The sequence below is a fragment of the Rhodococcus sp. BP-316 genome, from assembly GCF_019836105.1.
Lineage (GTDB): Bacteria > Actinomycetota > Actinomycetes > Mycobacteriales > Mycobacteriaceae > Rhodococcoides.
This window is the reverse complement of record NZ_JABUEE010000010.1, coordinates 162,400-176,373: the sequence shown is the minus strand read 5'-3', so window position 1 is coordinate 176,373 and position 13,974 is coordinate 162,400. Positions and strand designations below refer to the sequence as shown.

10 protein-coding genes are annotated in these 13,974 nt (G+C 69.8%); 3 read left to right on the top strand and 7 right to left on the bottom strand.

What is annotated here, in order from left to right; translation table 11 throughout:
- Positions 1-66 precede the first annotated feature (66 nt).
- The 6 genes from HQ312_RS19295 to HQ312_RS19270 are packed head-to-tail and all read right to left on the bottom strand — an operon-like array spanning position 67 to position 8,092.
- Positions 67-2,049, bottom strand: a complete 1,983-nt coding sequence (locus tag HQ312_RS19295; RefSeq protein ID WP_222640704.1) for a Wzz/FepE/Etk N-terminal domain-containing protein — start codon at positions 2,047-2,049, stop codon at positions 67-69.
- The gene (locus tag HQ312_RS19290; protein ID WP_051613634.1) at positions 2,040-3,446 is read right to left on the bottom strand and encodes a hypothetical protein; all 1,407 of its coding nucleotides are present in this window, start codon (positions 3,444-3,446) and stop codon (positions 2,040-2,042) included. Before HQ312_RS19290 ends, HQ312_RS19295 begins: the two co-directional genes overlap by 10 nt.
- A 36-nt stretch (positions 3,447-3,482) precedes the next feature.
- Positions 3,483-4,484, bottom strand: coding sequence for a glycosyltransferase (locus tag HQ312_RS19285; RefSeq protein WP_027506967.1), 1,002 nt, complete (start codon positions 4,482-4,484; stop codon positions 3,483-3,485).
- The gene (locus HQ312_RS19280; protein ID WP_222640702.1) at positions 4,481-5,866 is read right to left on the bottom strand and encodes a lipopolysaccharide biosynthesis protein; all 1,386 of its coding nucleotides are present in this window, start codon (positions 5,864-5,866) and stop codon (positions 4,481-4,483) included. Before HQ312_RS19280 ends, HQ312_RS19285 begins: the two co-directional genes overlap by 4 nt.
- The gene (locus tag HQ312_RS19275) at positions 5,856-7,013 is read right to left on the bottom strand and encodes a glycosyltransferase family 4 protein (protein ID WP_222640692.1); all 1,158 of its coding nucleotides are present in this window, start codon (positions 7,011-7,013) and stop codon (positions 5,856-5,858) included. The genes HQ312_RS19280 and HQ312_RS19275 overlap by 11 nt, the downstream gene beginning before the upstream one ends.
- Positions 7,010-8,092 carry a glycosyltransferase family 4 protein gene (locus HQ312_RS19270; RefSeq protein WP_222640690.1) on the bottom strand — a complete coding sequence of 361 codons (1,083 nt, stop codon included), beginning with the start codon at positions 8,090-8,092 and terminating at the stop codon, positions 7,010-7,012. Before HQ312_RS19270 ends, HQ312_RS19275 begins: the two co-directional genes overlap by 4 nt.
- A 472-nt stretch (positions 8,093-8,564) precedes the next feature.
- Between HQ312_RS19270 and HQ312_RS19265 the strand changes: the two genes are divergently transcribed.
- The 3 genes from HQ312_RS19265 (at position 8,565) to HQ312_RS19255 (ending at position 13,028) form a co-directional block, all read left to right on the top strand.
- A complete protein-coding gene (locus HQ312_RS19265) occupies positions 8,565-9,530 on the top strand; it encodes an Hsp70 family protein (protein ID WP_222640688.1) in 966 nt (321 codons plus the stop codon).
- Positions 9,531-9,609: 79 nt separating this feature from the next.
- Positions 9,610-10,614 carry a DUF1839 family protein gene (locus tag HQ312_RS19260; RefSeq protein WP_374198317.1) on the top strand — a complete coding sequence of 335 codons (1,005 nt, stop codon included), beginning with the start codon at positions 9,610-9,612 and terminating at the stop codon, positions 10,612-10,614.
- Positions 10,611-13,028, top strand: coding sequence for a beta-mannosidase (locus HQ312_RS19255; RefSeq protein WP_308123934.1), 2,418 nt, complete (start codon positions 10,611-10,613; stop codon positions 13,026-13,028). Before HQ312_RS19260 ends, HQ312_RS19255 begins: the two co-directional genes overlap by 4 nt.
- A 1-nt stretch (position 13,029) precedes the next feature.
- Here the strand turns inward: HQ312_RS19255 and HQ312_RS19250 are convergent, their stop codons facing one another.
- Positions 13,030-13,974 (bottom strand): amino acid--[acyl-carrier-protein] ligase, encoded by a 945-nt coding sequence (locus tag HQ312_RS19250; protein WP_027506960.1) that lies wholly within the window; start codon positions 13,972-13,974, stop codon positions 13,030-13,032.

The window sequence follows — 13,974 nt, the reverse complement described above, 5'->3', positions numbered from 1 at the left end:
GTGCTCGGTCCTCTCGGGAGTGCGAGCCGATCGGGCTCGGGGTGCGGGTGGAGTGGAGGGTCTGCGTCACTTGGTGACCCGGAAGGTGCGGCGGCCGGTCTGCGTCCGAGGGCGGACGGGCCGCGAGGTGGTGGGCTCCGCGGGACGGGTCGCCTTCGTGACTGTCGTGTCCTGCGCAACCTTGTCCGCCTTGTCGGACGCGGCCGGCGTGGTCGTGTCGGCCTTGGTGATCGAGACCGGTTCGGGCGTCGCGCTGGTGTCGGCGTCGTCCGTCTCGGACTCGTCGGTGTCGACGTCCTCGACCTCCGCGGTGATGGTGTCGTCCGCGTCGGACTCGATCGAGCCCTGTTCGGTCACACCATCTTCTGCGTCGTCGTGCGGTACCCGGGCAGGCTCCGCCGTCACCGCGTGGAAGCGGTCGGTCTCGGCGTCCGCCGGCGACTGGACCACGTCGTAGTGCTCTTCCTGGCGCGGCTCGGGACGGGCGGCGCGCTCGGCACGAGGTGCCGGCTGGACGGTGTCCCAGCGATCCTGGTGATCGTCCCGGTAGCCGTCGGTGCGGTAGTCGTCGTTCCGGTAGTCGCGGTCGCGGTAGTCGTCGTTCCGGTACTCGGACTCGTGGACCGGTGACGGCGCGCGGTAGGACTGGGGTGCGGCCGGACGCGCAGCGGTGGTGGTCCGGGTGGTGGTCGGCACGTCGCGCACCTCGGCCACGGGAGCAGCCTTCGGCGACGTCGCGGGCACGACGTCGTCCTTGGCGGCGGACGTCTTCAGCAGCGACAGCGGCCAGCGGCGAGCCGAGACGTGCGGCACCAGAACGGTTCCGGCCACGGCGACCCCGATGCTGTCGAGCTCGGTCAGCAGTGCGCGGAGCTGGGCGGCGGTGGTGGTGCCGTTCTCGACGGCCACGATCACGTGGTCGACGTGCACGGCGATGGCGAGCGCATCGGTCGCGTCCGCCACGGAGGTCGCGTCGATGACCACGTAGTCACGATCGGCCTTCAGGCTCTGCACGATGGTGCCGAAGCGGGGGGAGGCCAGGAACAGGGTGGTCCGGTCGTCGCCCACACCCATGGGCAGGATGCTCAGGCCCTCGATCTGGCTCGGCCGCGTGAGATCGGTGGCCGACCGCTTCGGCGAGCGAGCGAGATCGGCGAGCCCACCGGCGTTCTGCATGCGGGACGACACCCCGGTGCCGTCGGTGCAGCCGTCGACCACGAGAGTCGGGCGGCCCAGTCCGCTGAGTGCGCGCGCCAGGGCGAGGACGGTGTCCGACCCGCCGGCGGGGGAGACGCCGATGACCGCGATGGAGTGCGGGGTCGTCCGGCCGACCGAGGCGTCGAGGCGCAGTGCGGCACGTCGTGCGTCCGCGGTACGTGTGGCCGCCTTGACGTCACCGAGGAACGTGGTGGGAGCGACCGCGGCCACCTGGCCGGTGGTGCGGATGCGCTTGTCGAGCCGGTCACGCAGGTACGCCGCAGCGCAGCCGAGCAGCATGCCGGCGACGGCGCCCATGAGCAGGGTGCGCATCGGTGCCGGCCCGCCCACGGCGGCCGGGGTGGTCGCCGGGTCGACGACGGTCACCTTCGCCGCGGGAGCCGCGCCGATCTCCGTGGTCTCGATCTCGTTGACCAGATCACGGAACTCGGTGACCACCGCGTCGTTGATCGCCCGCGCGCCGTCCGGCGTCGTGTCCGACACCGAGATGCCGATGAGCACGGTGGCCGGCGCGAAGGACGTGGTGACGTTCGACGCGAGAGCCGCCGGCGTGGTGTCGAGCTGCAGATCGGAGATGACACCCGACATGACGCGCTCACTGGTCACCAGGTTCACGTAGGACGTGACACGCTGCTGCGCCGCCATGTTGCCCTGGTAGGCGTCCGACACCGAGGTGCCGGTCGCCATCGAGACGTAGAGACGGCTCGAGGAGGTGTAGGAGTAGCTCAGCGTCGACGTGTACGCCGCCGCTGCCACCGTTCCCAACACGACGAAGGCCAGGATGGTCATCCACCGGCGTCGTGCGATGTTCACGTAATCGATCAAACCCATGATGCAGATCCTTTGCTCGAAGAGCGGTCGAGTGTGGAGATGTCGTCGGGAACGTGCGTGGTCGGAGGGGGTGTCTCCGCGCACTGTCGGGAGTACTCGCCGACGAGAAGCGTCACGATCCACACGAGAATTGCCAATTGGAGTGATTTGCCGATGGACTCGGTCGTCCCGAGGATCCCGCGCTCGAACAGCACCGGATACTCGATGAGCGTCAGCCCGAGCACCACGAAGAGGAAGTTCCTCGCGAGGAGCCATCGAACGGCGACCAGCACCATGACGAAGGTGAAGGTCATGGTGACGGCCACGCCGGCGTACCCGCCGAACACGAAGCCCTCACTGATGTTTCCCTCGGCCAGGGAGACGGACACGTTGCGCATGTCCACCGACGACCCACGGACCTGGTTGGCCCACGCGGTGCCGGACTGGAACTTCTCCGATCCGAGGAGCTGGGACGGGATGAAGTTGAGGAGCGCGTTCTTCACCACGTCGCCGTGCGAGATCCATTCCCGGCCCTGCATGTAGTACGCGTCCGTCGCGGCCTCGAGGAGGTCGAAGCGGCGCAGGATCGGCAGGAACGGTTGCACGACAGGGGGATAGCTGGCCTCGGCGGCCGCCGAGATCGCACGGGCCTCGGGATCCACCTTCAGCGACTGCAGGATGCCGAACGCGCCGATGGCGCCCGCCGAGATACCGAGCACGCCGAGGATGGTCCCGCGCGTCCACCCGATGAGGGCGAAGCGCACGGCGACGGCGAGAGCCGCACCGAGCACGGGGGTCTTGGACTCCACGATCACGGTCCACACGAGCTCCATGCCCATCAGGCCGAGCAGCAGGACCGCGGTCTGCCACAGCTTCTCCGGTCGCGCGAAGACGATGAGGCCGAGGGCGCCCACCGTCGCCATCGTGGCGGCGAAGTCGAGGAGCGGGTTGGAACTGCTGACCTCACCGGCGGATCCGGTGTTGCCCGTCGCGAAGGACACGAAGCGTCCGCCGAGACCCAGCACGTAGATGGTACCGAGGCTGCGGAAGAAGTACGGATCCGCGACGGCCGCGCCGATGGTGGTCCGCTCCTGCGGTCCCCGGCGCCACCGACGGAACAGCACGTATCCGACGACGAGAGCCACGTAGAACCACAGACCGAACACGACGGGCTTCAGCACCTCGGCGATGCCGATGTCGTAGCCGATGTTCGCCAGTCGCGGGTCCGCCAGGCTGTCGGCGAACTGCGGCTGCGGGAGCGTCCACAGCAGGACGAGGGGACGCGCCACGTAGCTCAGCGACCAGTAGGCGGACTGCGCCAGCAGGAACACCTTGGCGACACCCGGCACGAACATCGCGGACACGACGAGGGCGACGATGGCCGCAGTGGTGAGCGCGACGGCGGTGTAGGCGGTCACGGCGCGACCCCCGTCGGGCGGCGCACGGCGACGATGTCACAACGCATCGGTCATCTCCCGTGCTCGGTCCACGTAGGCGTGGTGATCACCGACGATCCGCAGCCGGCCGCGCTCCGCCATCTCTCTGGCTGCATCAGGTTCGGTGCGGCACCACGCCAGGATGTCATCGAGTTCGTCCGAACTGGAGAAAAGACGGCAATCCCGTCCGTCCTCCAACAGCGCCATGTGCTCGTCCGTGCGCTCACCGACGAACAGACCGCCGGCCGCGGGCACCTCGAACGTGCGGCACGTGTGGGTGTCGCGGTTGTCCGAGTTCAGCAGGACGAGGTTGGCCAGCACGGCCGACACCGCCACCGAGAACCCCTCGCCGTACACGGCGCCGCCGATGTGAGCCGACGTCGTCCGCAGCGCGGACACCCGTCGCCATCCCGGACCCTGGACCGTCATCGCCGAGCCGTGCGTGCGGGCCAGCTCCACCATCGAGTCGCGGCGGTCCGGTCGGCAGGCACCGATGAAGCCGACGAGGTACTCGGCCGGATCACGACGGGCGGTCGGACGGTGCCAGGCCGGGTCGTACGCGCTGTGGACGAAGAGCGTCGACTTCGCGCCGCGCGACTCCAGCTCGGGCACGTTGTGCCGCTTGGTGGTGACGACGAGGTCCCAGTCGGCCTCGCGGCGCAGGTACTCCGGTGTGGTGTTGTACGGGTTGGACACGTCGTCCGGGCTGTAGTGCACGTGCAGACCCGCCGGCAGAGCCAGCAGTCGGTCCTGGTCGAGATGCACGGTGCGGAACGCGAACAGCATGTCGGGGCGGAACTGTGCTGCCGCCGCCTCGATGCGGCGGTGCAGCGCCTCGAGCACCCAGGGGGCGCGGCCGCGGCCGAGCTTGCTGTACACCCACGGCGGGGACAGCCGGGTCGGCAGCGCGACCGGAGTGGTGTCGACGACGAGCACGGTGTGGCCGGCCTCGCGGAACCCGTCGGCCATGGACCGGGCGTTGCTGCCGATCCAGTCGTCTCCGAGGAACAGGATCTTCATCGACTTGCCTCCCGGAAGCGGCGAACGGCGAGGGGAACGGTGGGGGCATCGGAGGCGACCACGGCCATCGGCACGGTGGGTGCCTCCGATTCCGCGTGCAGCGCATCGTCGTTGCGGCGATGCAGCATGCGCACTCGGAACAGGTACCAGGCCGCGACTGCGACCTCGCAGGTGAGCGTGCCGTAGACCAGCGCCCACACCGACTCGGTGGACAGCGCGGTGGCCAGCGCTCCCGCAGCGAAGACGGTGCCGACGACGGCGCCGATCAGCACTCCCTTGGTGTCCTGGCGGACCGGCAGGATCGCGGTGGTGACGAAAGAAGTGATGGCGGTGAAGGGCAGGATGAACACCTGCACGCGCATGATGTCCACCGCGGACGAGAACTGATCGCCGAACACCAGCGAGATCAGCAGCGGCGCGCTCACCCACAGCACGACGGTGGCCACGACGGCCACACCCACGCACGCGGTCAGTCCCCGCAGTGCGTTCTGCCAGAAGTGGTCCTCCCGGCCGCGGGCCAGCCGCGGCAGAAGGCCGTAGCCGATGGCGTCGAGCAGCGACTGGAACGCGCGGATCAGCCGGTCGCTGGCGGAGAAGATGCCGAGCGACGCCGCGGACAGCGCCACGGAGTAGAAGGTCGCGGCGCCCTGGCCGTAGCTGGTGATGAGCAGCCGCGAGGTCAGGACGGGCACGCCCATGCGGACCATCGCGGTGACGTCCTTCGGCTTGCTCGGCGGGCCGAACTCGCGGATGGTGAGCCGCCAGGTCAGGGCCACGGACACCACCGACGACGCCAGCAGGCACAGCATCGCGACCGCGGCGCTGGGGAACATCGGCAGCAGCGTCACCAGCAGCACGAGGTACAGGATGCGGCCGATGCCCTGGTAGACCACGCCGATACCGAAGCGGGCCTGGGCCACGAGCACCCAGTCATCACCGAACGACGCGAAGCCGCCGGCGAAGAGGCCGAGCAGGATCATATGCAGGTGCACGTGCGCACCCACGGTGAGGCTGGCCAGCAGCCCGGTGCCCATCACGGCGAGCACCGTGGCGCGCAGTGCGAGGTAGTTGCCGCGCAGCTGATTGAGGTTCTCGTCGTTCGCCATCGCCGCGAGGAACGTGGTGATGCCGAAGTCGACCAGCAGCGAGCCGATGAAGTACGCCGACATCGCGATCGCGAGCAGACCCAGCCCCTCGGTGCCGAGGATGCGAGCCGTGAGCGGCAGCGTGACGATCGTGACCAGGTACTGGCCGTACTTGCCGAAGCTGACGAAGGCGATGTCGCGTACCGCCGACAGCTTGTGCAGCGATCCACGGCGGTGCTTCGGGGGCTCGGTGGTGGGGCCGCCGCGCGACCCGCCACGAGTGAGTTCACCGACCATGACGCACGCTCACGGTGTCCAGGACGTCCTCGAGGAAGCTCTCGACGGTGCGGGCCGATTCCTCGATGTCGAAGTGCGCGGCACGGGCCGGCGCGGCGGCGGACAGGCGCGTCCGCAGGTCACGGTCGGCGACGACGCGATCGAGCATGGCGGTGAGGCCCGCGCGGTCGCCGGAGTCGACGAGCATGCCGTTGACACCGTGCTCGACGATCTCCGCGGGTCCGCCGGGCCGCGACGCGACCACGGCGCAGCCGGCGAGCATGCCCTCGACCACGACCTGACCGAACGGTTCCGCCGTCAGGGTGCAGTGGACCAGCACGTCGGACATCCGCATGTAGTCCCGCGGATCGTCGACGTGGCCGGTGAAGGTGACGGGCAGCTCGAGCTCGGCGGCCATGGCCTCGAGCTCTGCGCGGTACGGCTCCTCGCCGAAGAAGGTGCCGCCGACGAGGAAGACGTGCGCCGGCCGGGTGGTCATCGCCGCGACGGCCTCGAGGAAGAGGACGTGTCCCTTCCACGGGGTGAGGCGGGCGACCAGACACAGCACCGTGTCCGCGGGAGCGGACTGCTCGGGGCGGGCACCCACCGGGCGGTCCGCCGACCCGTCGACGCCGGGGTAGGCGACCACGGCAGGCCGACGCCAGGTGGGCAGCGAGGCCAGCGTGGACGTGCTGTTGGCGATGAAGCCGCGGCACGCGGTCCACCCCAGAACGTGGAGGACGGAGGTGAACAGTGTGCCGAAGTACTCGCGGGAGATGCGGTCGTGGGAGTGCCACACCAGTGGCACGCCCGCTCGCCGTGCGGCGATGGTTCCCATGAGCAACGCCTTGGACGACTCGGCGACGACCACGTCGGCACCCGACTCGCGAACGACGGCGCCCACGGCCCATCCCAGCCGGAGCAGGCCGGTGACTCCGCCGATCATGCGGCGGACGGACATGCCCTCGATGGTCACGGAGCGGCTGTCGAACGCGCCGTCCACGACCACGGTGTCGATGCCGTCGGCCCGGAGCTTGTCCACCATCGGACCCGTCTCGGTGAAGACGACGGTGACCTCGGTCTTGTCCATGGCGCGCACCAGGCGGTGCAGCGCGATCTCGGCGCCGGACGGCGCCGCGGTATGGGCGAGGAACAGTGCGCGGGTCATCGCTGGACCAACTCTCGGTACACGTCGACGTGCCGGCGAGCCGAGGACTCCCACGAGAACGACTCGGCATGGGCGCGGCACGCGGCGGCACTCGGCACGTCGCCGCTCAGCGCGGTGGACAGGCGGTGGGCGAGTGCGTCGACGTCGCCGGCGGGCACCACGAGGGAGGGATCGAGGCCCGCGACGGCGTCGGGCAGGCCGCCGCAGTCGGTCACGACGGGGGCGCGTCCGCTGGCGCAGGACTCGAGGGCGATGAGCCCGAAGCCCTCCAGGCTCAGGGTCGGGACCACGGAGACGGTGGCCTCGGCGTAGAGCGCTGCGAGGCGCTCGTCGCTGGTCCGGCCGGTGAAGACGATGGAGTCGCCGGCGGTGGACTCGGCGGCCTGGCTGCGCAGTGCCGCCTCCTCGGTGCCGGTCCCGACGACGACGAGCTGCGCGTCCGGGTGGTCCGCCACGACGGCGGGCCAGGCCGCGACGAGCCGGTCGATGCCCATGCGGCGCTCGAGTCGGCGCACGCAGAGGACGGTGGGGCGAGCGTTGCTCGGTGCCGGGGTGACGGCGAAACGGTCCAGGTCGACACCCGGCGGGATGATCGTGATCGCGGCCGGATCGACGGCGTAGTCCTCGGTGAGGATGCGGGCGGAGTGCCCCGACAGCACGATGAACCGGCGCACGTCGAGGAAGCGCAGACGCTCGACCCAGTACTTGGCGCGCACGACCAGATCGCTCTCGCCGGACATGGCGCTCTCGGCGGCCCAGGGTCCGTGGAAGTGCGCCACCGACGGGTGCGCACCGCGCAGGCCGACGGTGGGGCGTCCGAAGAGGCTGAAGTGGCGGTCGATCACCGTGTTCCTCGGCAGACCGCGATCGGCGGAGAGGGCCGACCAGACGCGCGAGAGCGTGGAACCCGTCGAGGGTCCCCACGAGGACGTGCCGTGGTGGCCGTCGCTCAGATCGGAGTCGCCGAACGCGGACGCGGAGGCGCTGACACCGTCGAGGGTGGAGAGCGCGACGTAGAGATCGGTGAAGTAGCGGTTGAGGCCACCCGGCGAGTCGGCGAACCACTCGGCGCCGGTCATGTGTACCTGCACCGTGGCCGTGCGGTCACGAGTAGCGGGTGCGGGGATCATCGGGGTCGACAGCCTTTCGTCTCGGTCCGGTGCTCGTCGGTGCGTCCACGGCGCCGGGTTTGTGACTCCGAACCAAACTTCTGGATCGGAGCGTCCGGTGCGCCGCGTCTGCATCGGCGAAGCTCGGCCGTGCGCGTCGGCCCCGCTCGACACGCTGCTCGGTGAGGGATTTCTGCGATCGATGTGCCACTGACAGTCGCCCTGGGGCCCTACCTGGCAGTAAAGTGTGCCCGGTCGCATCCACGACCGGTATCGATCTCGCAGTTCCCTATTTCCTCGTTTAACATACCGGAAGATTCTTTTGGGCGCCATACAGCAGGAGCTGTCCGGTTCCTGCGCCCGAAGCGGGTGCGACGTGAACAGAGCTGTGACAAGTGACAACGCAGGGGAATCACCACCCACCGAGAGGAAGCGCCGACGGATGTCCGACACTGAAGCTGTGACGTCGGCCCCTCGGGACGTGGTCGATTCGGGCGTTCTGTCCGGTCTCACCACGGTGTTGCTCTACGACCTGGGCCGTGGCGGCGCGACGGCGAGCCTCGTGGACGTCGACGAGATGGCGGTCCTGGGCTCCGTCGACTCCCCGGTGGCCGGTGGGGATGTCTTCGATCACATCGTGCTCGATCACATCGTCGACCGCGGCATTCTGGAGCGCCCCGCCGAGGGCGCGGACGACACGGACGTCATCGTCTTCTGCCGCCGCGTGAAGGAGTCACTGTCCTCCGCGACCGTCGCGCGCACCCCCGGCGGCGGCACCACACTGATCACGCGTCAGGAGTTCGAGACCGCGGTTCGCCCTCTGCTCGACCTCTCGCTCGACACCGCGGCGTCGCTTCTCGGCGAGCGCGACCTCGACGCGGTGATCCTCGTCGGGGGCGGTTCGCCCATCCCGATCCTGTCGATCGCCGCCGCGGAACGCTTCGGCGTTCCCGTCCTCACCGCGCTGGACCCGCGTGCGACGCGCGTGTCGGTACCTGCGCCGGCGCCCGAGCCCTCGTCCACGGATCGGACCGTCGCCTTCGCGGCCGCCCCCGCCGAGCCGGAACGCGAGCCCGACGCGTCGGCGCCCGCGGACGTCGTCGACGTGGGCGGGGAACCGGTGCCCGATCCGAAGCGCAGCAGGGTCCCCGTCGCCCTCGTCGTCGCCTTCTCGTGCGCCGTCATGGCGGGCGCCGCGGCGTGGGCCTTCACCTCGATGCCCGAGCCGATGGACCCCGCCACGGTCAGCACCCCGTCCGTGGCACCCACCAGCGCGGTGGCGCCCGTCGGGTCGCGTGGGGTCCCGCCGCCCGTCACCACCACCGCCGACCCGTTCGCCGACGAGACCGACGGGGACTTCGGCGGTGGCGGAGACTTCGGTGGTGGCGGGGACTTCGGGGGGTTCTGATCACCTCTCTCGCGGCTACTGTCGTGCGTGATGTGAACGCGTGGGCCGACACCTCGTGTCGACGACCAATGGAGGAGCAGTGACGGTGAATCTCTCGGCGACGCCGGTGGGCGGGTCCCCGTTGCCCGCGGACCTCGATCCCGCGACGTACCGATCGCACTCCCTGCACTCGTCGGAGCGCACGTGGTCCGAGACCAACTGCTACGTCGACCTGTGGATCGAACTGCTGCACGCGATGGGCGCAGATCCGACACCCGCACTGGCGTTCGCCCTCAGCGCGGGGTTCGACGGCCGGCAGTGGGACTTCGTGAAGTTCCAGCCCGAGGATCTCCGCCTCCTCTACGGGGTGGACGTCTCCGAGATGAACATCTGGAAGCCGTTCGGAGAGCACCTGATCGAGAACATGTACGACGGTGTGCTGAGTACGGTCGAGATCGACGCCTTCTACCTCCCCGACACCGACGGCACCAGCTACGGCCGGGAGCACACCAAGACGACGATCGTGCCGACGGCCATCGATGCCGACGCGCGCCGGCTCGACTACTTCCACAACGCCGGTCTGTTCCGCCTCGAGGGTGACGACTTCGACGGCGCACTCGCCCGGTCGCTCGCTCCCGGAACGGTGGCGCTGCCGCCCTACGTCGAACGGGTCGTCGTCGACCGTGATGCTCTGGCCGCCGGTCCGGAGACCGACGATCACGACCTGCAGGTGGTGCGTGCTCACCTCGAGCGCGCCGATGCGGGCAACCCGGTGGAGCGCCTCGGCGAGCGGGTCGTCGAGGACGTCGCGCTGATCCAGCAGGCGGGCCCGGACTTCTTCCACCTGTGGTCGTTCGGCACCCTCCGTCAGTGCGGCTCCACCGCCGAACTCGCGGCCGACCTGGCCGAGTACCTCGAACGCCGCGGAGTCGAGGGTGCGGCGGCTGCCGCCGAGCCCTTCCGGGAGGTGGCGTCCGGCGCCAAGTCCGTGCAGTTCCGGATGGCGCGAGCCGCTCGGGGACGCGACGTCGACGTGCGTGACTCGATGGCCGGCATGGCAGCGGCCTGGCAGCGCGGTATGGACGCAGTGCGTTCGGCGCTGTGACCGCGCCGATCGATCTGCTGGCCGACGCACACTGGACGCTCCTGTCGACCGATGCCGGTGCCGTCGAGAGCCCCGATGGTCTCCCGGACACCGATACTGCTGTGCCCGCACGGGTTCCGGGTACAGTCGCCGGCGCGCTGGCCGCGGCGGGGTTGCCGATCGAGGACCTCGACGGGCGCGACTGGTGGTTCCGCACCGAGGTGCCGGTGCCGGACGGGACGGAGTCGATACGGCTGCATCTCGAGGGCATCGCCACCCTCGCGGAGGTCTGGGTCGACGGGACGCTGACGACCACCAGCACGTCGATGTTCGTTCCCGTCACCGTCGAGGCCCTCGTCGCCGGCACCGTCTCGATCGCGCTGTGCTGCCGTTCGCTCGACGCGGCACTGGCGAAGCGCCGCCCGCGCGGCCGGTGGCGATCGTCCATGATCTCGTCGCAGGGCCTGCGGTGGATCCGCACCTCGATGATCGGCCGCGCCCCCGTGTTCACCGGCGCCCCGGCTCCTGTCGGACCCTGGCGCGCCGTGCGCTGTGTCGCCGTGGACGTCCCTGCCGTGACGGTGCGCGCGCTGGTGCGGGACGGACGCTGCGTCCTGCAGGTCGACGGCACGGCCACGACCGGCGCTGCTGTGCGGATCGAGCTGGGCCACAGCGTGTTCGAGCTCTCGGCCGATGCCGACGGACGAGTGACGGACGAGATCGATGCGGGTGAGCGGGCCCTGTGGTGGCCGCACACGCACGGTGATCCGACCCTCCACGACGTCACCGTGACCGTCGACGGTCACGTCGTGCACTTCCGAGTGGGGTTCCGCTCGAGCGCACTGCGCGACACGACGCTGCTCGTGAACGAGGTGCCCGTCTTCTGCCGCGGCGGATGCTGGGTCCCGCTCGACCCGATCACGCTGCAGAACGATCCCGACCACCTGCGGGACACCCTGACCTCGTACGTCGAGGCCGGGCTGAACATGGTGCGACTCACGGGCACGATGGTCTACGAGTCGGCCGAGTTCCACACGCTCTGTTCGGAACTGGGCATCATGGTGTGGCAGGACGTCATGCTGGCGACCATCGATCCACCGGACGATCCCGCCGTCGAGTCCGCCGTCGTCGACGAGGTCCGGGCGATGCTCGCGACCGCCGGTGGGCCTTCCCTCGTGGTGGTGAGCGGCGGTAGCGAGACGTACCAGCAGCCGACGATGCTCGGGCTCGCCTCGGACGAGTCACGGATACCACTGCTGGACAGCATCATTCCAGACGTGGTGCACGCCTTCTCCGGTGTCGCCTACGTCCCGTCCACCCCGTCGGGCGGCGACCTCGCCACCCACGTGGGCTCCGGCTTCGCGCACTACTTCGGCATCGGCGGCTACCTGCGACCTCTCTCGGACGTGCGGTACGCCCGGGTGGCATTCGCGACGGAGTGCCTGGCGTTCTCCGTGCCCCCGGAGCGGCGCGTCGTCGACTCCGTGTTCGGCTCGGCCCATCCGGCGGGCCACGATCCGCGCTGGAAGGCCACGGTTCCGCGTGATCGGGGAGCGTCGTGGGACTTCGAGGACGTGCGAGACCACTACGTGCGCACCCTCTTCGGCGTGGAGCCGTCCGCGGTGCGCCGCGACGATTCGGAGCGCTACCTCGACCTGGGTCGCGCGGCCGTCTGTGAGGCGGTGACGCAGTCGTTCGGGTTCTGGAGGCAGGTGGACTCGGGTTGCGGGGGAGCGCTGGTGCTGACTCTGCGCGACCTCGAGCCGGGCGCGGGGTGGGGATTCACCGACAGCACCGGCATCGCCAAGGCGCCCTGGTACGCGGTGGCGCGGGCCAGCGCACCTATCACCGTCCTCGTGACGGACGAGGGGATGGACGGGCTTCGTCTCGACGTGATGAACGACGGCGCGGATCCCGTCGCCGGAACACTCACCGTGCGGGCGCATCAGCGCACGGGAGCCGTTGCTGCCGAGGGTGTTCGGCAGCTCGCTCTCGATGCACACTCGTCGTGGACCGGTACCGCGGACGGTGTCGTCGGCAGGTTCACCGACATGACGCACGCTCACCGATTCGGGTCGCGCACCGTCGACGCGGTGAGTGTCGTGCTGGCCGCCCCGGACGGCACCGTGCTCGCCGAGGCAGTGCATCTGGTGGAGAACGGGCTGCTCCCGCTGCAGAACTCGGTGGGACTCACCGCGTCGGCGGCCCCGCAGGGCGACGGCCGGTGGACCCTCACCGTCGCGTGCACGGATGCCGCGCAGTACGTGTGCGTGGACGTGGACGGCTACCGGGCGTCCGACTCGTGGTTCCACCTCGCCCCCGGAACGAGCCGCGCCCTGACTCTGCTGCCACGCTCGGGTTCGACCACGCCGCGAGGGCATGTCCGAGCGGTGAACAGCACAGCCAGGGCGACGGTGACGGTTCTCGAGAGGTAGATCAGCTCAGGCGGAGCGACGCCGGCCACTGTGAGGTGTCGAGGCCGTGAGTACGCACCATCGCGAGGGCGATGCGCTCCATACCGAAACCGACACAGGCACTGTGGGCCTCGTTGCCGTCCGCGGTGCGGATGTCGAAGGTCTGGCCGAAGTGGTCGCGGTGGCAATTGCACGACACCACCGCGGTGCCCTCGTCCAGGTCGCCGTAGAGGCGGACCACGAGCTCGGTCTTGAGGTTCTCGTTGCGCTGGTTCGCGGCCAGCATGCGTCCCGCGCGACCGAAGAACGGGTCGTTGGCGATGACGGGGGAGGCGTCGAGCCCGAGGTCGGCCAGCACCGTCATGCCGCGCTCGATCCACGACTCGCGGTGCTCCACTGCCTGATCGGGCGTGCCGACCTGGACGAACTCGTGCATCCGGAACGCCTGCATGCGAGCAGGATCCACGGCGGGCTCGTGGCGGAAGCAGTACCCGTAGACGTCGAGCATGGTGCCGCCGTCGGGAAGCTGACCGGTGAGCATGGAGTAGGACGGGTGGCACGCGGCCGACACCAGCATGGTGCCGGCGGACTCGAGCCAGTGGTCCCAGTCCTTGCCCTCGGACCGTGCCGCGAGCAGCTCGGCGTGGGCCTTGTTGTCACCGGAGAAAGTGGTGATGGCACCGGTGAGGTTGGGGAACGAGGCGATGTAGTCTGTCTTCTCGAACGCATCGCGCGGGAACACCGGCGGGAACCGGAAGCGGCGCAGCGCATCTCCGTGTGCGGCAGCGCCTGCGGCCTTCACCTTGGAGTCGATGAGATCGATGATGTCCTCGAACTCGCCCGAGCGGCCGTAGAGACCGTCGAGGGAACTGGGGACGAGGAGACCGGCACCGACGAGCTGATCGCGGAAATCGGCGCGGGCGAGATCGAGATCGGAGACCACGTCGCGGTCGAGTGTGGAGGTCAT

Coding starts and splice junctions, on each gene's coding strand:
- HQ312_RS19295 (WP_222640704.1), bottom strand. CDS start 2,049: ATGGGTTTGATCGATTACGTGAACATCGCACGACGCCGGTGGATGACC.
- HQ312_RS19285 (WP_027506967.1), bottom strand. CDS start 4,484: ATGAAGATCCTGTTCCTCGGAGACGACTGGATCGGCAGCAACGCCCGG.
- HQ312_RS19280 (WP_222640702.1), bottom strand. CDS start 5,866: ATGGTCGGTGAACTCACTCGTGGCGGGTCGCGCGGCGGCCCCACCACC.
- HQ312_RS19275 (WP_222640692.1), bottom strand. CDS start 7,013: ATGACCCGCGCACTGTTCCTCGCCCATACCGCGGCGCCGTCCGGCGCC.
- HQ312_RS19270 (WP_222640690.1), bottom strand. CDS start 8,092: ATGACCGGCGCCGAGTGGTTCGCCGACTCGCCGGGTGGCCTCAACCGC.
- HQ312_RS19265 (WP_222640688.1), top strand. CDS start 8,565: ATGTCCGACACTGAAGCTGTGACGTCGGCCCCTCGGGACGTGGTCGAT.
- HQ312_RS19250 (WP_027506960.1), bottom strand. CDS start 13,974: ATGACCTCCACACTCGACCGCGACGTGGTCTCCGATCTCGATCTCGCC.